The following is a 21,162-nucleotide window of genomic DNA, read 5'->3' on the forward strand; positions in this document are numbered from 1 at the left end:
GAGCCATGCTGACCGATCATTTCCGCCCGCAGTCCTTTAACGGGATCGATGACATCGTCATCGTCGGCGGCGGCCTTGCCGGGCTTTTCTGCGCGCTGAAGCTGGCGCCGCGGCCCGTTACCATTCTTGCCGCCGCGCCGATCGGCCACGGCGCCTCCTCCGCCTGGGCACAAGGCGGCATTGCCGCGGCAATGAGCACGGGCGACACCGTCGAGAAACACGTCGCCGACACGGTCGCCGCCGGCGCCGGCATCGTCGACGAGAAGATGACACGGATGATGGTCGCCGAAGGCCCGGCGCGCATCCACGACCTGCTTGAATACGGCGTGCCCTTCGACCGGGATCTCGAGGGCAAGCTGATCCTGTCGCGCGAGGCTGCGCATTCCGAGCGGCGCATCGTGCGCGTCAAGGGCGACATGGCCGGCAAGGCGATCATGGAGGCGTTGATCGCCGCGGTGCGCAACACCCCGTCGATCCGCGTGATCGAAGGCTATGTGGTCGAGGAGCTGGTGCGCGAGGGCCGCTTCATCTCCGGCGTCGTGGCGCGGCCGGATGCCGGCCAGTCGAAGACACGCGTATCCTTTCCGGCGCGCGCCGTGGTGCTTTGCTCCGGCGGCGTCGGTCACCTTTACGCCGTCACCACCAATCCCTGGGAAGCCTGCGGCCAGGGCGTCGGCATGGCGGCACGGGCAGGCGCCATCATCGCCGATCCGGAATTCGTGCAGTTCCACCCCACCGCTATCAATATCGGCAAGGATCCGGCGCCGCTCGCGACCGAGGCTCTGCGCGGCGACGGTGCGATCCTCGTCAATTCGAAGGGCCGCCGCTTCATGCTCGATATCCATCCGGATGGCGAGCTCGCGCCGCGTGACGTCGTATCCCGCGGCGTCTTTGACGAAGTGAAGGCCGGGCGCGGCGCCTTTCTCGACTGCACCAAGGCGGTCGGCAGGGACTTCCCGGACCTGTTCCCGACCGTCTACGCTTCCTGCATGGCGGCCGGCATCGATCCGGTGACGCAACCGATCCCAGTCGCGCCGGCGGTCCATTACCACATGGGCGGCGTGCTGACGGATGGGGAGGGCCGCACCTCGATCGATGGCCTCTGGGCGGCCGGCGAGGTGACCTCGACCGGCGTCCATGGCGCCAATCGGCTTGCCTCCAACTCCCTGCTCGAGGCGGTCGTCTTCGCGGCCCGGATTGCCGAAAACATCAAGGGCACGCTCCCCGCACCGAAGCTCACGGAATGGGGCGACAATGCCGGCGAGAATGACGATCCGGTGACCGTTGAGGACAGCCCACCCTTCAGGCGGCTGCGCGGTCTGATGAGCGAGTGCGTCGGCGTGGTGCGCACGCGCGAAAGCCTGCTGCACGCGATCCGCGAGATCGCCGAACTGGAGCGGGTCAATACGCGGCTGCGCTTCGCCAATATCATCACCACGGCCAAGCTCATCACGGTCGCCGCCCTGCAGCGGGCCGAAAGCCGCGGCGGCCATTTCCGCGCCGATTGCCCGGCCGAACGCCCGGAATGGCAGCGGCGCACCTATCTGACGCTCGCACAGGCGGAGCGCCTCGCCGCCGAGGCAGCCGAGACGGAGCCGGCTTGAGGCCGGCTGTCATTGCCGCAGAGACAACGACGAAATCGGAAAGAAGATCATGACCGTCGCCCTACGTCCGGAACTGCCCGCCCTTCTGGTCGAGGAGCAGGTGAAATCGGCGCTTCTCGAAGACCTCGGCCGAGCCGGCGACATTACCACTTTGGCGACAATCGGCCTCGATCTGACGGCGACGGCGAATATGAGCGTGCGCGAGGCGGGCGTCGTCGCCGGGCTGGAACTGGCGCGCACGGCCTTCCGCCTCGTCGATTCTTCGATCCGCTTCGAAGCGTTGGTTGAGGACGGCGATCGCGTCGCGCCGGGCACCACGGTCGCCCGGATCTCGGGCCGCGCCCGAGGCGTGCTTTCGGCGGAGCGGGTCGCGCTCAATTTCCTCATGCACCTCTCGGGGATTGCCAGCTACACGGCGAAGTTCGCCGACGAGATCGCTTACACGGCGGCCAAGGTCTGCTGCACCCGCAAGACCATTCCCGGCCTTCGCGCGTTGGAGAAATACGCCGTTCGCCTGGGCGGCGGCTCCAATCATCGCTACGGCCTCGATGACGCGGTGCTGATCAAGGACAACCATATCGCCGTCTCCGGCGGCGTCGCGGGCGCCATCCGCGCGGCCCGCGCCTATTGCGGCCACCTGGTCAAGGTCGAGGTCGAGGTGGACGGGCTGGCACAGATGCGCGAGGCACTGACGGCCGCGCCCGACGTCATCCTGCTCGACAACATGGGTCCGGACCTCCTGCGCGAGGCGGTGGCTCTCAATGCCGGACATTGGCGGCTGGATGCCGCCGCCTATCCCGGCGATCCGAGCCGGACGCGGCTGGAGGCATCTGGCAATGTCAGGATCGAGACGATCCGGGCAATCGCCGAGACCGGCGTCGATTACATCTCGACGTCGAAGGTCACCATGGCGGCGCCGACGCTCGACATCGGGCTGGACATTTCGATCTGACGTTGACGGCCAACGGGCTTCCCGGAATTGCCGCGGAACGAGATGGGCAACCGCGCGTTGCCCCTCAAACCGACAGCGAGGAAGGATCGATGATGACCAGGGTGATATTCGCGCTCGCCGCTACGGTGGGGCTGGCGGCCGCTGCCTCGGCGCAACAATCGGCGCAGACAGCGACGGCGGAATTCGTCGGCAAGGATGGCACGGATACCGGACGGGCCACGTTGACGTCCGGCGGCAAGGGTGTGCTGATCGAGATGGAAGTCAGCGGCCTTCCCAAGGATACATGGGTGGCGTTCCACGTTCACGAAATGGGACGATGTGACGTGGCGGACGGTTTCGAATCCGCCGGCAAGCATTTCGTCGACGGAAACGAGGGCGCCGAGCACGGCTTTCTTGCCGCACACGGGCCGCATGCCGGTGACATGCCCAACCAATATGTGAGTGCGGACGGTGTGCTGCGTGCGCAGATTTTCAACAGCTTCGTCTCCCTCGACGACAAGGGGACGGCGATTCGCGGCCGCGCTCTGGTTGTCCATGCGCGCTCGGACGACAATCGCAGCCAGCCCGCCGGAGATGCCGGCGACCGGCTCGCCTGCGCCGTCATTAAATAGGAATTACCTTCCGCCGACCTTGAGACCGGGCGCTGGGCGCTCGTCGAGAATCTGCCGGCGGAAGCGAAAGAGCGCGGCCGGCCGGCCGCCGGTGGAGGCAAGGGTGCCTCCCGTCGGCTCGACGAGTTCCGCCCCCTCGACCAGCCGGCGGAAATTCTGCTTGTGCAGGTGCCGGCCGGAGATCGCCTCGACCGTCGCCTGAAGGTCGGTAAGGGTGAATTCCGGCGGCATCAACTCGAAGACCACCGGACGGTATTTGATCTTGCCCCGCAGCCGGGCGACAGCGGTCGCGACGATGCGGCGATGGTCGTGCTGCATCGCCAGCCCGGCGGCTGGCTTCTCCGACCCACGGCAATGGCCGTCGATCTCCGCCTCACGCACCAGGCCGGCTTCGTAGAGCAGTTCGTAGCGCTCCAGCACGCGCTCCTCGTCCCATGGGAAATCGTCGAGGCCGAAGGCCAGCCGCACCCGCGACCGGCGCTGCGCAGCCGCGGCCGATCTCTCGTCGCCGTCAGGTCCGGCCTCCCAGCGGGCGAGTGCAGGCAGGATCGTCTGGTCGAGTAGCTGAGGTCGTCCCTGTCGCCAGTCTTCCCAGGGCAGGTATCCGTACCAGTCCCGCCAATGGGCGCCGGCCTCCGCCAGTCTCTCGTTGTTTTCAGCATCGGTGCGTGTCAGCGCCAGATAGCCGACGGAGACCATGTGCTTGCCTTCTTCGCCCGGCAGGCGCTGGCGACCGCGGTCGCCGAAGGTGTAGAGCTGCTCGATATAGCCGAGCTTGAGCGCCGTTCGCTTTTCGACGCGGTCGCGCAGGCTCGCCTCGAAGGTGCGGTGGCGGGCTGGATCGAAGGGACCGAAGGGCAGGCTGTCGCGTGCGTCGCCGTCCGTTTCGCTCACCGCGAGAATGCGCGGACTGCGATGGACGACGGCGACGATCACCGCGTTGAGGCCGATCTCGACGGTGTCCGGCACGCCCTCAGCCCGCATGACGGCGATTTTCCGGGAGGAGAGATAGCAGGAAGGGAGCATTGCCGTCGGCATCCGCGCCGCGGCCGATCGCCCTCACCGCGGCGATGAGCCTTCCTTTTCGCGACAGCGCATCGTCTCCGATCTCGATGATGCGTGCATTCGGCGTGGCGAAGGGCGAGGCGAGCCGCAGGCGTCGGGCCAGCGCGTCGTCGTCCTGGTCCGGCTCGACGGCGAGCGCCGCGATCAGCGCCGCGGCGGGCGAGCGCGAGACGCCCATCCAGCAATGGACGAGCAGCGGCCGCGAGCGGTCCCACTTGCGGGCGAAATCGATAATCTGTGCGACATGCATTTCCTGGGGCGCGATCAGTTCGCCCGTTCCCGCAAAGCTGATGTCGTTGACGCCGATCGTCAGATGCTTGTCTCGATCGATAATGCCGGGGCGGTGAAAATCCTGTCCCTTGGCCACCAGGCTCAGCATTTCGCGGCATCCGTGGCGGACAGCCATTTCGGCGATACGGCCGAGCGGAGAGACGATGATGCCTGCCATCTCAGGCCTCCTGGCTCAACTTGGCGCGCTCCGCCTCGAGAAACGTGAAGCGCTCGGCGAAAAGCCGTTGCGCATCGACCGCTGGCAGGGGGGTGATCAGCAGCGTCTCACGCGTGACCCCGCGCGGCTGGCCGAAGAACTTGCGCGCCTCCTCGGGCGAGAAGCCGGCAAGTTCGGTCGCCTCAAAATAGGCGGCGACGCGATCGGCCTTCTTGATCCGCTCCTTGAGCTCCTTGGGCGTATGCGGAGGCAGGCCGAAGCGCAGATGGACGGCGCTTTCGAGCCGTTTCTCCACCGCCTTGTATCCGCCGCCGACCACCGCCTTGAAGGGCGAGATCATGTCGCCGATCACATATTCGGGCGCATCATGAAGAAGCGCCATTAGGCAGTCGGCCGCGTTGCAACGGTTGGTGCGGCGAAAAATGTCTTCGACCATCAGGCTGTGCTGGGCGACGGAAAAGGCGTGGTCGCCAGTCGTTTGCCCGTTCCAGCGAGCCACCCGCGCAAGGCCGTGGGCAATGTCGGAAAGCTCGACGTCGAGTGGCGAGGGATCGAGCAGATCGAGCCTCCGGCCGGAAAGCATCCGCTGCCACGCGCGTGCATTCATCATGCGCTCGCCTCGTCCGCCTCGGCGGGAAAGGCAAGGCCGGTCCAGCCGGGCAATGTCAAGCTAACCGGCACGTCACCGGCGAGAATGGTATCGCCCTTGGCGATGGCTTCGCCGGCCTTGTCGATGCGGACGATCGCCAGTCCCGCCTTGTCCTGGACGGTCCCAAGCAAGCCGATCGGGCGGCCGCCGATCGAAAGGCTGGTGCCCGTCGGCGGGAGGTCGGCTTGGCCGGAAACGATGACCACACGACGCCGCGCCGTGCCGCGATGCTGCATCCTCGAGACGACCTCCTGGCCGACATAGCAGCCCTTGCGGAAGGAGAGACCGCCGTTCAGATCCATCAGCACGTCATGCGGAAAGGCATCCTGCAGCGCGTAGTCCCGCTCCGAAACGGCGATACCAGCTTCGATCCGCAGACGGTCGTATTCGGCGACGCTCGCCTCTGCTCCGGCGAGTTCGCGATAGAGGCGGAACACGGACATGCCTGCCTTCTCGAACCGGTGGTCCCGATAGCTGCCCTCGGGCCGTGCCTCCCCGAAGACGACAGTCACCGGGGAGGGTGAGAGGAGAGAGAGTTCCACTGCCGACCTCAGCTTGTACAGGGTCAGCCGCTTCAACAGCGCGTCAGCTTGGTCGCGGGACGTTTCCAACCGTAACGTCCCTTCATCGCGCGAGATCAGGAAGTCGAAAAAGATCTTGCCCTGCGGCGTCAGCAGCGCCCCCGGTCTCACTTCGTCTGCGGCCAGTGCGCCGATGTCGGTCGTCACCAGCCCCTGCAGCAACGCTTCAGCGTCCTTGCCGGAAACGCTGATCAGCGCGCGATCCTCGAGGCGAAGTTTGGGCATGGTCTCGAATCCCGTTCTCTTTGACGAAGAGGTAGGATTTCCGCTGCTGAAGGGCAAGCGCGCAAAGCGGGATGAGGAAAAGTGCGAAGCGGTTTTCCGCCCGCATACCGCGTCCGAATTTAAAAGCGGGATGAGGAAAAGTGCGAAGCGGTTTTCCGCCCGCATCCCGCCTGAAGCCATTGAGAAACGGTCAATCGCCGGCGACGAAGAACTTCCACTGGCCGTCGGGAGCAATCCCGACGCGGTAAAAGTTGTAGTTGCCCAATTCTTCCATGCCGGCGAAATCGCCGGCGGTCACCAGCCGGAAGAGGTCGACCTTCTCCGGAGGGGTCAAGGAAGACAAGGGTTTTTCGGCGAAATAGGGCCAGACATAAGCTTCCTCCGGCGTGCCCTTGTCGGCAAGGACGAAGCCGGTCGACAGAACATCGAGCAGGATCGCAAGAATTTCGACACCGTCCTGGTCGCCGGACAAACCCTTCAAAATTGCGATCGGATCTTCATCGCCGCCGCTGCCGCTGACCTGGGTTTGGGTCGGCCCTTTGCCGAGCAGCGGGCGCAGCCGCTCGATGTCGCCGGAGGCGGCTGCCTCGACGATCAGTTCGCGCATGCGGGCGACCGGTTCAGGAATTTTCGAAACATCGGACAAAACCTCGACCGGCTGGACCACTTCCGGCGCGGCATCCTTGGTCTCGGTCGCGGCCTTGTCGACCAGCGGATCCGGCATCGGAATTTCAAGCGGCTCTTCCGGTTCGGCTTCGGGCGTCTCGGCCGGTGCCGCGTTCTCCGCGCTGTCGCTCGGAGCGGTAGGGGGAGCGCCATTGAGCTCGCTTAAGGCGAATGCAGCCGGAGCCGCCATCGGGACGTAAGGAACGGCCCCCGCCAGCAACAGCATGACGAGGCGCACCGCTCTGGCACGGCCTGCAAGGATCCGGGTCATGGGCAGTCCTGATGCTATTGGATTGACCGCTGTGGCGAGAACTCTCCGGCGAGCATGCGCTCGCGAAGCGAATTCAGCATGGCCTCGGCGCCGTCTTCGCCATGCAGCCGAATGGTTTCCCGCATGGCCAGTGCTATCGCCGCGTCGGCAATGATTTCCGGCTCGATCCCATCCGCCATGCCGTCCGCCCAGGCTTCGTTCTGGTGTTCCAGAGCCGCCTGCATTTTCTCGTGAACGATCATGTCGTCGATGTCGGTCAGGCTTGGTTCCATCATTCGTTCCATGCGGCTTCCATCACGTGCAGTTGGGCAACCTAGCGCCTCTCCGCTGAACCGCAACTGAACGGGCAGACAGGCCGGCTACTTCTTACCACTCTCTTAACGGACTTTAGCAGCCTTTTCCCGAAACGACACGGGCCGGCGGAAAAAGAGGTTAATATCTCCCTAATTTCCAAAGCGCGCGACGATTTCGGAAGCGAGTGTTGCACCTTCGGCACGGTATCGCTCTTCGGCGAGCGTCGCGGGCTCCGTGCATGCCGTATAGACCGAGGCGAAGGTTCTGTACCCGCGGTTGAAAGCGGCGGTCATGCGCTCGCGCCGCTTCGGCTCGTCGGCAGTCTCCTTGTCGATCAATTCCTGCATAGAGCGTCGCCAGCTGTCTTCCGGCTGGTTGAGGCAGAGATTGCGCAGATAATGGACCGACCCGAGGATCTCCGCCAGACGGACGAGGCGCTGCTCATAGGGCGGCGGCTTGTCTTCGACCGGGGGCGGAGCAGCGGTTTGCGCGTCCTGAGGAGCAGGGGCTGCCTCCTGTGCGGCCGCCCCTGCCGCGATCGCGAGCGCGGTGCCGGCCAGGACAAGTCGGAAGATGAAGGACGCAATGATCATGGGTCCATCAAATCCGAATCGGCGCCGCTTGCAAGGGCGTCGCGGCCCGGGCGGATCGTCGGCCGAATGCAGGCCAGTTTTTCCACACCCAGCTTTTCCACACAATGTCGGACGCTCTCCGGAATGGGCAGGGCGAAGATCTCCTCCGGCGTGAACCAGCCGACGTCTGCCGCGTCGTCGGCGGCAACGGCGTTGCCATCCGGATCGGCCTCAACAGTGAAGACGGAGAGCAGGAAGTGCCGGCTCTCCGCGTGGTTCGGAACGAGGTCATAGGTCTCGAAAAGCACCGGGTTACGGCCGCAGATGCCGGTTTCCTCGGCGAGTTCGCGCAGGGCGGTTTCAGCAGGTGTCTCTCCGGGCTCCGCCCGGCCGCCCGGGAAGGCATACATGTCCGCCGATGGCGGATTGGCTCGGCGGACGAGCAGATAGCGTCCATTCCGTTCGATGATGGCGGAGGAGGCGAGCTGGGGCTGGCGTGTCATCGTCAGAGCTGTGTTCATATGTCGTTGACCCATCCTACGTGAAATGCCACACCCCTGTCATGTGCGGACGTTTTGCGCTGACGGCGAGCCCGGAAGAATTGCTGGAACTGTTTGGCCTGCTGAAGGTGGAAGACTTTCCGGCGAGGTTCAACATCGCGCCGACCCAGCCGATCCTCATCGTCGTTGCCTCCGATCGACCGGAGCCGGGCAGCAACCTGCCCGACCGAAAGGCTGTGCTCGTCCGCTGGGGCTTCACGCCAGGCTGGGTGAAGGACCCGCGCAGCTTTCCTCTGCTCATCAATGCCCGTGCCGAAACCGCGACGGAAAAGGCCGCCTTCCGCGCCGCGATGCGCCACCGCCGCATTCTGGTGCCAGCCTCCGGTTTCTATGAATGGCGTCGTCCGCAGAAAGGCCGCGAAGCCGCGCAGGCCTATTGGGTCCGGCCGAAGAAAGGCGGCATCGTCGCATTCGCCGGTCTCCTGGAGACCTGGTCGTCGGCCGATGGATCGCAGGTCGACACGGCCGCCATTCTCACGACTGGCGCGAACAAGTCGATCCGGACGATCCACGATCGCATGCCCGTGGTGGTCCCGCCGGAGGAATTTGCCCGCTGGCTGGACTGCAGGACGCAGGAACCGCGCGATATTACCGACCTCATGAGTCCGGCGCCCGAGGATTTCTTCGAGGCGATAGCGGTTTCCGACCGGGTAAACAAAGTCGCGAATGCCGGACCCGATCTCCAGGAAGGAGTCACGCCCGTCGCATCGCTTCCGGCGGTAAGAAATCCTGCTGACGAGCGCGATGGAGACAATGGACAGCTGACGCTCTTTTAAAGAGCGCTCCGCCCGGAAAGGGTACGCTTGGCGGGTTTCTTGCCGGCAGGTTTGGCTTTGGCCTGTAGCGCGGCGGCGAGTACGGCCTTGAGGCCGACCGGCCGGTATTTCGCCACGAGATCGGCTGCCGCTGGTTTGGAGCCGGGTGTCTTGGCGGGTTTCATTTCATGTTCTCCTTGATGCTTCCCTAGATTGGAAACGCTTCGTCTTCGCTTTTGTGCCCGAAAACGGCGTTTCTCCTTGTTCCGCGGGAAACACGCATCCGATGCCGCACGCAGGTGCAGCGCGAATCACGGTTCCCGCCCGATGATCCGGTCGAGCCAAATCGTGACAAATCCATGGCCGCGGTGTTGCGTTGATGCCCACCTTTGCTTGCATGTGGGCTGCCCCTTGACCGGCGCGATGCGACGCGCGATAAGGATCGCCATGAAAACGGTTATCTGCATTATTTGCCGGAAGATTATTCGCTAGCGATCCGCTGGCCTGGCCGTTTTCGTCTCCCGAAATCCAAGATGACAAACGTGCGGGCCGGCCCGGGCGTATAGTGTTACGGTTGCATGCAGTCTTGGAGAATTGGGATGGGCGGAGTGCCGACTTTGAAGCTGTACAACACGCTGACGCGGGAAAAGGCCGATTTCCGGCCGATCGATCCTCAGAACGTCCGCATGTATGTCTGCGGCCCGACCGTCTATGACTATGCCCATATCGGCAATGCGCGGCCGATCATCGTCTTCGACGTGCTGTTCCGATTGCTTCGCCATGTCTACGGCGAAAGCCATGTCACCTATGCGCGCAATATCACGGACGTCGACGATAAGATCAATGCTCGCGCCCTGCGCGACTATCCCGGCCTGCCGCTGAACGAAGCGATCCGCCGCGTCACCGAGAAGACCGAGACGCAGTTCCTCGATGATGCCGCTGTGCTCGGCTGCCTCGATCCGACGGTTCAGCCGCGCGCCACCGAGAGCATTCCGCAGATGGTTGAGATCATCGAGAAGCTCCTCGCCAAGGGTCATGCCTATCTGGCCGAGGGCGAGGTGCTCTTCGACACGAAATCGATGCCGGATTATGGCCAGCTTTCCAGGCGCAATCTCGACGAGCAGCAGGCCGGCGCGCGCGTCGCAGTCGAGGCCCATAAGAAAAATCCTGGCGACTTCGTGCTCTGGAAGCTTTCGCAAGAGCATGAGCCTGGCTGGGACAGTCCCTGGGGGCGGGGCCGGCCCGGCTGGCACATCGAATGCTCGGCGATGAGCGGCCGCTATCTTGGCGACGTGTTCGACATTCACGGAGGCGGGCTCGACCTGATCTTTCCGCATCATGAGAACGAGATCGCCCAGTCGCGCTGCGCCCACGGCACGGACGTCATGGCCAATGTGTGGATGCACAACGGCTTCCTGCAGGTCGAAGGCCGCAAGATGTCGAAGTCCGAGGGCAATTTCGTCACCATCTACGAGCTCCTCCACACGGAGACGTTCGGCGGCCGCAAATGGCCGGGCGAAGTGCTGAGGCTCGCAATGCTGATGACGCACTACCGCGAGCCGATCGACTTCTCCATCAAGCGGCTGGAGGAAGCCGAGCACCTGCTCTCCAGATGGCCCGCGCCTGGTGAGGCGACGGGCGAGGCGGATCCCTCGGTCGTGGCTGCCTTGGCGGACGACCTCAACACCGTCGCGGCGATCCAGGCTCTGCATGCCCTGGCGCAGAAGGCGTCAGCGGATGCGCAATATCTCGGCGTCTTCGCCGCAAGCGCGGCGCTGATCGGCGTCCTACCGAAGGAGATCGAGCTCGATGAGGCGGTCGTGCAGGAGATCGACGGCCGTGTGCGAGCTCGGCTCGAACTCCTGAAGGCGAAGAACTATGCCGAAGCGGATGCGATCCGCGCCGATCTCCTGGCCCGCGGCGTCCAGCTCAAGGACGGGAAGGATCCGGAAACCGGGGAACGGGTGACCACCTGGGAAGTGAAACGATCGCAGGTCTGACCGTTGCCCGGCACCTGCGGACGAGGAGGAAGACATGGCTGACGATATCCATACCGGCGGATGCCAATGTGGTGCGGTCCGCTTCCGCGTCGAGGGCAAGCTCGGCGATGCCTCGGTTTGCCACTGCCGCATGTGCCAGAAGGCGAGCGGCAACTTCTATCTGCCGCTCGTTTCGGTGCGCGGGGCGAAAGTCGCCTGGACACGCGGGCAGCGCAGGCGCTTCCAATCGTCCAACGCGGTATGGCGCGGCTTCTGCGGCGATTGCGGCACGCCGCTCACCTTCGAGGCGCCGGACGGCATGGCGCTGGCGATTGCCGCATTTGACAGGCCCGAAGGCATCACGCCGACCATTCAGTGGGGTACAGAGGCGAAATTGCCCTATGTCGATCACGTGCCGACCCTTCCCGGCGAGGAGACGATGGCCGACCTCGACCAGGCTTCTTATCTGGCCGATCTTGTTTCCTATCAGCATCCCGATCACGACACCGAAATCTGGGCCCCGGAGGAGAGACGATGAGTGACGCCACGCGAAGTGGAGGCTGCCAGTGCGGTTCGGTCCGTTTCCGCATCCGCGGCGAACTCGGACGCCCGTCGATTTGTCATTGCCGGATGTGCCAGAAGCAGTTCGGTTCGTTCTTTTCAGCCTTGGTGACGGCGCCCAAGGACGGCGTCGAATGGACGCGCGACGAGCCGAGCTATTTTCAATCCTCCGTCAACATCGACCGCGGCTTCTGCCCGAAATGCGGGACGCCTCTCACCTATCGCCATCCCGGCGGCCTGGAAATCGCGATCGGCGCCTTTGACGACCGCTCCGATCTCGCGCCGAGGATCCAGGTCAACTACCAGGCCCGCCTGCCTTGGGTCGAAACCATCTTCGACCAGCCGGTCCATGATGATCAGGACTATTATTCGCGGCAGGAACAGATCATTTCCTTCCAGCATCCCGATCATGAGACGGACCAGTGGCCGCGGGCAGGGCACTGGGCATGATGATCCGGCGCATCTTCACCGGTGGCTGCCAATGCGGCCAGGTTCGTTACCGTGCCGAGGGCACGCTCGACGACCCGCATATCTGTCACTGCCGCATGTGCCAGAAGGCGGCTGGCAACTATTTCCTGCCGCTTGCCAATATCGCGCGCCAGGATTTCAGCGTCACGCGCGGCCAGCCTTCCTGGTTCCGCTCCTCCGACCTGGTGCGGCGCGGTTTCTGCCGCAATTGCGGGACGCCGCTGTTCTACGACATGCCGGACGCGGGCTTCCTGAACATCGCGCTGGGCTCGCTCGACGATCCCGACGACGTCCAGCCCATTTATCAGTCCGGCGTCGAGTCGCGCATGATGTGGTTTGCGCACCTGCCAAAACTTCCCGAAAGGGACACGGACGACGGCAGCGCAGAGGCCGTCGCGCGCCATCTGCGCGTGCTCGGATCGAACCGCCAGCACCCCGACTTCGACACCGTCCACTGGCCACCCGAGGAAGACCTGCTGTGAGTGCTGCGCTCAGAACTCTCTATCCGGAAATCGAGCCCTATGCCTCGGGTCATATCGAGGTCGGCGACGGCCATGTGATCTACTGGGAAAGGGTGGGCACGCCCGGCGCGAAGCCGGCCGTCTTCCTGCATGGCGGTCCCGGCGGTACGATTTCGCCGAACCATCGCCGCCTCTTCGATCCGGCGCTCTACGATGTCACGCTGTTCGACCAGCGCGGCTGCGGCAAGTCGACCCCGCATGCCGAGATCGAGGCCAATACCACCTGGCATCTCGTCGCCGATATCGAGCGGCTGCGGGAAATGGCCGGTGCCGAAAAATGGCTGGTCTTCGGCGGCTCCTGGGGTTCGACGCTGGCCCTCGCCTATGCCGAAAAGTTTCCCGAGCGCGTCTCCGAGCTGGTCGTCCGGGGCGTCTATATGCTCACTCGGGCCGAACTCGACTGGTACTATCAATTCGGCGTTTCGGAGATGTTTCCGGACAAGTGGGAACGCTTCATCGCCCCGATCCCGCCGGAAGAGCGGCACGAGATGATGCGCGCCTATCATCGCCGCCTGACGAGCGACGATCGCGCGACGCGGCTCGCCGCGGCCAAGGCCTGGAGCATCTGGGAAGGCGAGACGATCACGCTTCTGCCGGAGCCGGCGACCAGCAACCGCTTCGAGGAAGAGGAGTTTGCCGATGCCTTTGCGCGGATTGAGAACCATTTCTTCGTCAATGCCGGCTGGCTCGAGGAAGGCCAATTGCTGCGCCACGCCTATAGGCTCCACGGCATTCCCGGGGTGATCGTCCACGGCCGTTACGACATGCCGTGTCCGGCCAGATACGCCTGGCTGCTTCACAAGGCCTGGCCGGAGGCAGAATTCCATCTGATCGAGGGCGCGGGCCATGCCTATTCCGAGCCGGGCATTCTCGATCGCCTGATCCGCGCGACCGACAAATTCGCCGGGAAGACCGAATAGCGGGATGACCACGACCCGCAATGATTTCCAGACTCGCATTTTGGACCGAGCCATGACCAAGGAACGCATCTATCTCTTCGACACGACGCTTCGCGACGGGCAGCAGACGCCCGGCATCGACTTTTCCGTCGAGGACAAGATCGCCATTGCCGCCATGCTCGACGGATTCGGCATGGACTATGTCGAGGGCGGATATCCAGGGGCAAATCCGACCGACACGGAGTTCTTCACGAGAAAGCGCACGCAGCAGGCCGCCTTCGTCGCCTTCGGCATGACCAAGCGTGCGGGCGTCTCCGCCTCCAACGACCCGGGCCTCAATGCGCTGCTGGCGGCGAAAAGCGATGCCATCTGTCTCGTCGCCAAGAGCTGGGACTACCATGTCGAGGTGGCGCTCGGCTGTTCCAACGAGGAGAACATCGAGAATATCCGCGCCTCCGTCGATGCTGTGGTCGCCTCCGGCCGCGAGGCGATGGTCGACTGCGAGCATTTCTTCGACGGCTACAAAGCGAATCCGGCCTATGCGATCGCCTGTGCGAGAACGGCGCTGGAGGCCGGGGCGCGCTGGGTGGTGCTCTGCGACACCAATGGCGGGACGCAGCCGCCGGAAATCCGTGAGATCGTTTCGGCCGTGATCGCCGCGGGGGTGCCGGGCGCCAATCTCGGCATCCACGCCCACAACGATACCGGCCAGGCGGTGGCCAACTCGCTCGCCGCGGTCGAAACCGGCGTGCGGCAGATACAGGGCACGCTGAACGGCATCGGCGAGCGCTGCGGCAACGCCAATCTGGTGACGCTGATTGCGACGCTTGCGCTGAAGGAAACCTACTCGGATCGCTTCGAGACCGGCATCGATGCCGACAAGCTGCAGGAACTGACGACGCTTGCGCATGCCTTCGACGAGCTCCTCAACCGTTCGCCCGACCCGCAGGCGCCCTATGTCGGCGCTTCGGCCTTCGCCACCAAGGCGGGGATACACGCTTCGGCGCTCCTGAAGGACCCACGCACCTACGAGCATGTCGCGCCCGAGTCGGTCGGCAACCTGCGCAAGGTCATGGTCTCCGACCAGGGCGGCAAGGCGAACTTCATCAATGCGCTGAAGCGGCGCGGCATCACTGTCGCCAAGGACGATCCGCGGCTCGACAAGCTGATAGAAATCGTCAAAGAGCGCGAGGCGACGGGCTATGCCTATGAGGGCGCCGATGCGAGCTTTACGCTGCTCGCCAGCCGCATTCTCGGCACCGTGCCGGATTTCTTCCACGTCGAGAGCTTCCGGGTGATGGTCGAGCGCCGCTTCGATGCGAACGGCAATCTGAAGACCGTGTCGGAGGCCGTGGTCAAGGTCATCGTCGACGGGGAAGTGATGATGTCGGTCGCCGAGGGACACGGCCCCGTCAATGCACTCGACCTTGCTCTTCGCAAGGACCTCGGCAAATTCCAGTCCGAGATCGCCGATCTCGAACTCGCCGACTACAAGGTGCGAATCCTGAACGGCGGCACCGGGGCGGTCACCCGAGTGCTGATCGAATCGACGGACCGCACCGGTGCGCGCTGGTGGACCGTCGGCGTTTCCGACAACATCATCGACGCCTCCTTCCAGGCGCTGATGGACAGTATCGTCTACAAGCTGCTGAAGAACCGCGACCGGGTCGGGCTGATCGCGGCGGAATAGCGTCGCCCCACCTTCAATCGCGTTCACGCATCGGTTCACGGAAATGAATTGGTGCATCACCGTTCGTTGGAGTAGGACGCAGGAAGGAGAGACGGCCGATCTCCGCTGTTGCTTGGTCGTCGATTGGCACCGGAGTCGCATTGCTCCGGTCGAGTTTTCAGGATCAGGATCATGGCAGAGCCGAATGCGAAGCAGCCCGCCGAGAATACCGATTCCGCGAGAGGCTTCGCCTTCGCGCTGACGGCCTATCTGCTCTGGGGTTTTCTTCCCTTCTTCATGAAGGCGGTAGCGCACATCCCTGCGCCCGAAGTCGTCGCCCACCGCATCGTCTGGTCGGTGCCGCTCGCCGGCCTCGTGCTTCTGTGGCTTGGCCGCACGCAGGAGATCAAAACTGCGCTACGCTCGCCGCGCATGCTCAAAATGGCGACGCTGACGGCCGCCCTCATCACCGTCAACTGGGGCATCTATGTCTGGGCGATCGGTGCCGGCCGGGCGATCGAGACGGCACTCGGCTATTACATCAACCCGCTGTTTTCGATTTTCCTTGGTGCGCTGCTGCTCAAGGAACGTCCGAATCCGGCGCAGATGGTGGCGATCGGGCTCGCCGCGCTTGCGGTCGCCGTGCTCGCCTTCGACGCCGGCGGCCTGCCCTGGGTGTCGATCGGACTCTGCATCTCCTGGGGCTTCTACGCCTTCTTCCGCAAGACGCTGCCAATCGGACCGAACCAGGGCTTCTTCCTCGAAGTGCTGCTGCTCAGCATCCCGGCGGTCGGCTACATCATCTGGCTCGAGGCGACAGGGCAGGGGCATTTCGGCGATACGACCATGGCCGACGTCGTCCTCTTGCTGTCCTGCGGTCTGGTCACCGCCGTGCCCCTGATGATCTATGCCAATGGTGCCAAGCTTCTCAGGCTCTCGACCATCGGCATCATGCAATATATCGCCCCGACGATGATCTTCGTGATCGCCGTCTTCGTGTTCCACGAACCCTTCGGCGTTGCGAAGATCATCGCCTTTGCGCTGATCTGGGCGGCCCTCTTCATCTATTCGGGAGCGATGCTGGCCGAAAGCAGGGCGCGTCGCGCCGCACAGCCGACCCCGGCAGAATAGCTCAGAGTCTGGAGATGATCTCGCTTTCGCCCTCGCGACCGTTCGCGGCGGCGGTGGCCAGGATGCCGGGCACGATGTCTGCGACCCGATCGATCACCAGCGGCTGGACCAGGTGGGCCGTGTGGACGAAGCCCTGCTCGCGCATGTGCGTCAGCAGTTCGAGCATCGGCGCCCAGAAGCCGTTGATATTGCCGAACACCATCGGCTTGCGGTGGCGGCCGAGCTGTGCCCAGGTCATGATCTCGACGATCTCCTCGAGCGTGCCGATGCCGCCGGGCAGCGCTATGAAGGCGTCGGCGCGCTCGAACATCGTGTGCTTGCGCTCGTGCATGTCCCCGGTGACGATCAGCTCGTTGAGCTGGCCGAGCGAGTGGCGAGTCGCCTCCTTGTCCATCAGGAACTCGGGAATGATGCCGGTGACGTGACCGCCGGCCGAAAGCACGCCGCTCGCCACGGCACCCATGATGCCGCGCGTGCCGCCGCCATAGACGAGCTGCAGGCCGTGATCGGCAATCGATTTGCCAAGAAGGCGCCCCGCCTCGATATGTGCGGGATCGCGTCCAGGCTGCGAACCGCAATAGACGCAGACGGATCGAATCGGGGTAGGCTGGTTGCTCATGGGGGCAAAAAGACATTGCAGCGCAGCACCGGTCAAGAAAAATGCGCGAAAACTTTTCGCGCAGTTTCTCGCGGGCGCAGTCGAAGCTTGTGCTTAACTACAGGAAACGTTAGCAATTTCAGCATTACATTGAAGAATTCGGACGTGCGCCCGCCGTTGCGCTATAATATGTCAATGGCTTGCGCTTCGTAAGTCGACGAAGGGGCATGTGCGGAGCAGCGCTCCGCTCCGTGGAGAGTGGCATGATCAAGAACAAGGCCAGCTGGGTGGCCCTCGGTGTGCTGGCGATTGCGACCGCCTTGATGGTTTTCGTGGTCCAACCGAACCTCGATTTGAACGACGATGACAAGGATCAGGCCGCGCTACCGGGGGCTACCGGGACGGAGATCGCAGGGGTTGCGCCCGCCGCCAAGATTGACGGCGCCCCGGGCGCGGCACGAGACGCGGCCAAGGAACAGGTGGCCGCCACCGCCGGCGGCACTGCTCCCGGTGCTGCCGATTTGACCGTTCCGGGCTTCGATCTTCTCCGTGTTGAGCCCGACGGGTCGACCGTCGTCGCGGGCCGCGCCCAGCCGGGCACGAAGCTCGAAATTCTGAGCGGCAACACCGTTGTCGGTACGGCCGATGTCAACGCCGCCGGGGATTTCGCCGCAGTCTTCGATAATCCGCTCGCTGCAGGTGACCACCAGTTGACGCTTCGAAGCGTCGGCACAGGCGGCGCCAGCAAGATCTCGGAAGAGGTTGCAACCGTTTCCGTGCCGAAGGAGCCGGGCGGACAGTTGCTGGCGATGGTATCGAAACCGGGTGAGGCGAGCCGGCTGATCACCACGCCGACGGCCGAAGCCAAGCCGACCGAGACTGCCGCCGCGCCCGCCACGCAGAACGGCGCGACGGAGGCGGTGCCGGCGACGCCGGCCCCTTCCAATACCGTGCCGGGGCTGCAGGTGACGGCCGTGGAGATCGAGGGCAGGAAGATGTTCGTTGCCGGCAACGCGAAGCCCGGAGCGCTGGTACGCATCTACGCCGACGACACGCTCGTCGGCGAGATGAAGGCAGATGACAAGGGGCATTTCGTCGTCGACGGTTTGGTCGATCTCGCCGTCGGCAGTCACATCATCCGTGCGGATATGATGAGCGAGGACGCCACCAAGGTGGCGATGCGCGCCTCGGTCCCCTTCGACAGGCCGTCCGGCACGCAGGTTGCCGCGATCGCCGGTTCCTCCTCGGAACACGCCGCCCCAGGTCTCGATGGCCTGAGGACGGAGGCAGGCAAGGCGCTCACCCTGCTGAAGGGGCTCTTCGCCGATGGCAAGCAGCCCTCCGCCGAGCAACTCGCCGCTGCTCGTTCGGCCACCGAATTTGCGCTGAAGTCGCTCTCCGAATTCAAGCCGGCCGACAGTGCGGACGCGGCCCAGACAGCGGCGGCGGCCGAGGCTTCGAAGGCAGCCGCCGAGGCCCTGAAGCTTCTGCGCAACTCGCCGCAGGACCCGGCAGGCATCGTCGCGACGCTTGGCAAGGTCGAGGGCGTCATCGGACCTGCCCTGCCGCAACGGGCGGCTGGGACCGGACTCGTGGCTGCCGCCAAGCCCCAGGCGGCGGCGAGTGACGCGGTGGAGCCGGCGAAGCCCGAGAGCGCGGCGAAGGCCGCAACTCCGCCGGCCGGCGAGCAGGTCGCCGCGTCCTCACCGGCTGAGGCGCAGCCCGCGACGATCGAGCAGCCGCCGCTCAAGGAAAGCAAGGAATCGGTGATCATCCGCCGCGGCGACACGCTCTGGCAGATTTCGCGCCGCGTCTATGGCGCGGGGGTTCGCTACACGACGATCTATCTCGCCAACCGCGAACAGATCGACAATCCCGATCTGATCCGCCCCGGACAGGTGTTCGGGGTGCCCAATGAGGCGCTCTCCGACGACGAGTCGCGCGAGATCCATCGCAAGCGCGTGAGGCGCGAATAATAATCCGTCTTCCAACCGCAGTTCCATTGCGATCGTGCGGGGGTGGACCTATCTGTAAGGAAGGCGGCGTCTTCAAGGACGCCGCTTTTCATTGATCGGTCAGGGTCGCGGACGAGCTCGCGCGGTATCCTGGCCCTTCGGTTCACGTCGGGGGTCGCGCGCATTCGGCATCGCCGCGATCCGGAAGCATCGGAAGCAGATACATTTGACACCTACGCGCCAGAAGAAGACGGTTTCCGCCGATGCCGCCAATCCATTGGCTACGATCGCCAATCTCTGGCCTTATATGTGGCCGGCCGACCGTCCCGATCTCAAGTTGCGCGTTGTCTGGGCGACGATCATTCTCGTCGCCGCCAAGATTGTCCTCGTACTCGTTCCCTATTTCTTCAAGTGGGCGACCGATGCGCTGAACAACAAGCCTGATGCGCTCGGCTTCCTGCCGCAATTCCTGACCGGCGCCGTCATGCTGGTGCTCGCCTACAATCTGGCGCGCCTGCTGCAATCCGGCCTCAACCAATTGCGTGATGCCCTTTTTGCAAGTGTCGGCCAGCACGCCGTTCGGCAGCTGGCTTACAGAACCTTCGTTCATATGCATCAGCTGTCGCTGCGCTTCCATCTGGAGCGGCGCACCGGCGGGCTGTCGCGCATCATCGAGCGCGGCACCAAGGGCATCGAGACGATCGTTCGCTTCACGATCCTGAACAGCGTTCCCACATTGATCGAATTTCTGCTGACCGCAGTGATCTTCTGGTGGGGCTACGGCTTCAGCTATCTCGTCGTCACCGCCGTCACCGTCTGGTTGTATATCTGGTTCACCGTGCGCGCCAGCGACTGGCGTATCGCCATTCGCCGGTCGATGAACGACAGCGACACCGAGGCCAACACCAAGGCGATCGATTCGCTGCTCAATTTCGAAACGGTCAAATATTTCGGCAATGAAGACATGGAGGCGAAGCGTTTCGACAAGTCGATGGAGCGCTACGAACGCGCCGCCACCCAGGTCTGGACCTCCCTCGGCTGGCTGAACTTCGGCCAGGCCGTTATTTTCGGGGCCGGCACGGCCGTGATGATGACGATCTCGGCGCTTGCCGTGAGAAACGCCGAGCAGACCATCGGCGACTTCGTCTTCATCAATGCGATGCTGATCCAGCTTGCCATTCCGCTGAACTTCATCGGCTTCGTCTATCGCGAAATCCGCCAGGGACTGACGGACATCGAACACATGTTCGATCTCCTCGACGTTGAAGCGGAAGTGGTCGATCGGCCGGATGCGAAGGAGCTCGCGATCGGTCGCGGCGCAATCGCCTTCAAGGACGTGCATTTCGCCTATGATCCGGCCCGTCCCATTCTCAAGGGAATTTCCTTCGAGGTGCCCGCCGGCAAGACGGTGGCGGTCGTCGGTCCGTCCGGGGCCGGCAAGTCCACTTTGTCGCGGCTGCTCTATCGCTTCTACGACGTTCAGCGGGGGTCGATCACCGTCGACGGCCAGGATGTGCGAGAGGTCACCCAGAAAAGCCTGCGCACGGCGATCGGCATGGTTCCGCAGGATACGGTGCTCTTCAACGACACGATCGCCTACAACATTCGCTACGGCCGAGTGGCGGCCTCGGATGCCGAAGTCGAGGCGGCGGCCGAAGCGGCGCAGATCGCCGGTTTCATCCGCGGCTTGCCGGAAGGCTACCGGGCGATGGTCGGCGAGCGCGGGCTGAAGCTTTCGGGCGGCGAGAAGCAGCGCGTCGCGATCGCGCGGACGATCCTCAAGGCGCCGCCGATCCTGATCCTCGACGAGGCGACCTCCGCCCTCGACACCAAGACGGAGCAGGAAATCCAGGCGGCCCTCGATATCGTGTCGCGCAATCGCACCACGCTGGTGATCGCCCATCGCCTGTCGACAGTCATCAACGCCGACGAGATCATCGTGCTCAAGGACGGCGTCATCGCCGAACGGGGCACGCACGGCGAATTGATCGACCGTGACGGCCTCTATGCCTCGATGTGGAGCCGTCAGCGCGAGGCTACGCAGGCGGAGGAGCAGTTGAAGCGAGTGCGCGAGCGAGACGATCTCGGCATCGTCGACCGCGGCGCGCCGGCGGCTTGAGCAGGGTCG

23 protein-coding genes are annotated in these 21,162 nt (G+C 64.2%); 13 read left to right on the forward strand and 10 right to left on the reverse strand.

The window, feature by feature from the left end:
* The first annotated feature begins 5 nt into the window (after window positions 1-5).
* From SS05631_RS03850 to SS05631_RS03860, 3 genes are all read left to right on the forward strand, one after another.
* Window positions 6-1,604 carry an L-aspartate oxidase gene (locus tag SS05631_RS03850; RefSeq protein ID WP_037413737.1) on the forward strand — a complete coding sequence of 533 codons (1,599 nt, stop codon included), beginning with the start codon at window positions 6-8 and terminating at the stop codon, window positions 1,602-1,604.
* 49 nt (window positions 1,605-1,653) lie between these two features.
* Entirely contained in the window at window positions 1,654-2,556 is a 903-nt protein-coding gene (gene nadC, locus SS05631_RS03855; RefSeq protein ID WP_037413740.1) for a carboxylating nicotinate-nucleotide diphosphorylase, read from the forward strand.
* A 92-nt stretch (window positions 2,557-2,648) separates the two neighbouring features.
* Complete coding sequence (locus SS05631_RS03860; protein ID WP_162109063.1) at window positions 2,649-3,167, forward strand: superoxide dismutase family protein; 519 nt, start codon at window positions 2,649-2,651, stop codon at window positions 3,165-3,167.
* A 3-nt stretch (window positions 3,168-3,170) separates the two neighbouring features.
* On the opposite strand, the gene SS05631_RS03865 is transcribed toward SS05631_RS03860, so the two are convergent.
* From SS05631_RS03865 to SS05631_RS03900, 8 genes are all read right to left on the reverse strand, one after another.
* A complete protein-coding gene (locus SS05631_RS03865; RefSeq protein ID WP_095677923.1) occupies window positions 3,171-4,151 on the reverse strand; it encodes an NAD regulator in 981 nt (326 codons plus the stop codon).
* Entirely contained in the window at window positions 4,141-4,680 is a 540-nt protein-coding gene (locus SS05631_RS03870; protein ID WP_037413788.1) for a tyrosine phosphatase family protein, read from the reverse strand. The genes SS05631_RS03865 and SS05631_RS03870 overlap by 11 nt, the downstream gene beginning before the upstream one ends.
* Window position 4,681: 1 nt before the next feature.
* The gene (locus tag SS05631_RS03875) at window positions 4,682-5,290 is read right to left on the reverse strand and encodes an HD family hydrolase (RefSeq protein ID WP_037413790.1); all 609 of its coding nucleotides are present in this window, start codon (window positions 5,288-5,290) and stop codon (window positions 4,682-4,684) included.
* A complete protein-coding gene (locus SS05631_RS03880; protein WP_095677924.1) occupies window positions 5,287-6,135 on the reverse strand; it encodes a folate-binding protein YgfZ in 849 nt (282 codons plus the stop codon). The genes SS05631_RS03875 and SS05631_RS03880 overlap by 4 nt, the downstream gene beginning before the upstream one ends.
* Before the next feature lie 190 nt (window positions 6,136-6,325).
* Complete coding sequence (locus tag SS05631_RS03885; RefSeq protein WP_037413795.1) at window positions 6,326-7,072, reverse strand: hypothetical protein; 747 nt, start codon at window positions 7,070-7,072, stop codon at window positions 6,326-6,328.
* Window positions 7,073-7,086: 14 nt separating this feature from the next.
* Window positions 7,087-7,356: a hypothetical protein gene (locus SS05631_RS03890; protein ID WP_018239227.1), complete on the reverse strand. Its 270-nt coding sequence runs from the start codon at window positions 7,354-7,356 to the stop codon at window positions 7,087-7,089.
* Between the two features lie 159 nt (window positions 7,357-7,515).
* Window positions 7,516-7,959, reverse strand: coding sequence for a TIGR02301 family protein (locus tag SS05631_RS03895; RefSeq protein WP_037413797.1), 444 nt, complete (start codon window positions 7,957-7,959; stop codon window positions 7,516-7,518).
* Entirely contained in the window at window positions 7,956-8,441 is a 486-nt protein-coding gene (locus SS05631_RS03900; RefSeq protein WP_037413799.1) for an NUDIX hydrolase, read from the reverse strand. The genes SS05631_RS03895 and SS05631_RS03900 overlap by 4 nt, the downstream gene beginning before the upstream one ends.
* A 59-nt stretch (window positions 8,442-8,500) precedes the next feature.
* Here SS05631_RS03900 and SS05631_RS03905 point away from each other — a divergent pair, with 59 nt between their 5' ends.
* The gene (locus SS05631_RS03905) at window positions 8,501-9,274 is read left to right on the forward strand and encodes an SOS response-associated peptidase (protein ID WP_037413801.1); all 774 of its coding nucleotides are present in this window, start codon (window positions 8,501-8,503) and stop codon (window positions 9,272-9,274) included.
* Here SS05631_RS03905 and SS05631_RS31295 read toward each other — a convergent pair.
* The gene (locus SS05631_RS31295) at window positions 9,271-9,438 is read right to left on the reverse strand and encodes a hypothetical protein (RefSeq protein WP_172900166.1); all 168 of its coding nucleotides are present in this window, start codon (window positions 9,436-9,438) and stop codon (window positions 9,271-9,273) included. The genes SS05631_RS03905 and SS05631_RS31295 overlap by 4 nt on opposite strands.
* Before the next feature lie 414 nt (window positions 9,439-9,852).
* Here SS05631_RS31295 and cysS point away from each other — a divergent pair, with 414 nt between their 5' ends.
* The 7 genes from cysS to rarD all read left to right on the forward strand — a co-directional run bounded on the left by cysS (window position 9,853) and on the right by rarD (window position 16,481).
* A complete protein-coding gene (cysS, locus tag SS05631_RS03910) occupies window positions 9,853-11,253 on the forward strand; it encodes a cysteine--tRNA ligase (protein ID WP_037413803.1) in 1,401 nt (466 codons plus the stop codon).
* A gap of 34 nt (window positions 11,254-11,287) precedes the next feature.
* The gene (locus SS05631_RS03915; RefSeq protein WP_037413806.1) at window positions 11,288-11,770 is read left to right on the forward strand and encodes a GFA family protein; all 483 of its coding nucleotides are present in this window, start codon (window positions 11,288-11,290) and stop codon (window positions 11,768-11,770) included.
* Entirely contained in the window at window positions 11,767-12,243 is a 477-nt protein-coding gene (locus SS05631_RS03920; protein ID WP_037413809.1) for a GFA family protein, read from the forward strand. Before SS05631_RS03915 ends, SS05631_RS03920 begins: the two co-directional genes overlap by 4 nt.
* On the forward strand, window positions 12,243-12,743 hold the full coding sequence (locus tag SS05631_RS03925) for a GFA family protein (RefSeq protein WP_037413816.1): 501 nt from the start codon (window positions 12,243-12,245) through the stop codon (window positions 12,741-12,743). The genes SS05631_RS03920 and SS05631_RS03925 overlap by 1 nt, the downstream gene beginning before the upstream one ends.
* Window positions 12,740-13,702, forward strand: a complete 963-nt coding sequence (gene pip / locus SS05631_RS03930; protein ID WP_037413810.1) for a prolyl aminopeptidase — start codon at window positions 12,740-12,742, stop codon at window positions 13,700-13,702. The genes SS05631_RS03925 and pip overlap by 4 nt, the downstream gene beginning before the upstream one ends.
* 52 nt (window positions 13,703-13,754) lie before the next feature.
* A complete protein-coding gene (gene cimA / locus SS05631_RS03935; protein ID WP_037413819.1) occupies window positions 13,755-15,371 on the forward strand; it encodes a citramalate synthase in 1,617 nt (538 codons plus the stop codon).
* 171 nt (window positions 15,372-15,542) lie between these two features.
* Complete coding sequence (gene rarD / locus SS05631_RS03940; RefSeq protein ID WP_037413811.1) at window positions 15,543-16,481, forward strand: EamA family transporter RarD; 939 nt, start codon at window positions 15,543-15,545, stop codon at window positions 16,479-16,481.
* Between the two features lies 1 nt (window position 16,482).
* Here the strand turns inward: rarD and SS05631_RS03945 are convergent, their stop codons facing one another.
* Entirely contained in the window at window positions 16,483-17,100 is a 618-nt protein-coding gene (locus tag SS05631_RS03945) for a TIGR00730 family Rossman fold protein (RefSeq protein ID WP_037413812.1), read from the reverse strand.
* A gap of 242 nt (window positions 17,101-17,342) precedes the next feature.
* On the opposite strand from SS05631_RS03945, the gene SS05631_RS03950 reads away from it, so the two are divergent.
* Window positions 17,343-19,055, forward strand: coding sequence for a LysM peptidoglycan-binding domain-containing protein (locus SS05631_RS03950; RefSeq protein ID WP_095677925.1), 1,713 nt, complete (start codon window positions 17,343-17,345; stop codon window positions 19,053-19,055).
* A 205-nt stretch (window positions 19,056-19,260) separates the two neighbouring features.
* The gene (locus tag SS05631_RS03955) at window positions 19,261-21,153 is read left to right on the forward strand and encodes an ABC transporter ATP-binding protein/permease (RefSeq protein WP_037413823.1); all 1,893 of its coding nucleotides are present in this window, start codon (window positions 19,261-19,263) and stop codon (window positions 21,151-21,153) included.
* Window positions 21,154-21,162 lie beyond the last annotated feature (9 nt).

The sequence above is a fragment of the Sinorhizobium sp. CCBAU 05631 genome (assembly GCF_002288505.1).
GTDB classification, from domain to species: Bacteria; Pseudomonadota; Alphaproteobacteria; order Rhizobiales; family Rhizobiaceae; genus Sinorhizobium; species Sinorhizobium fredii_C.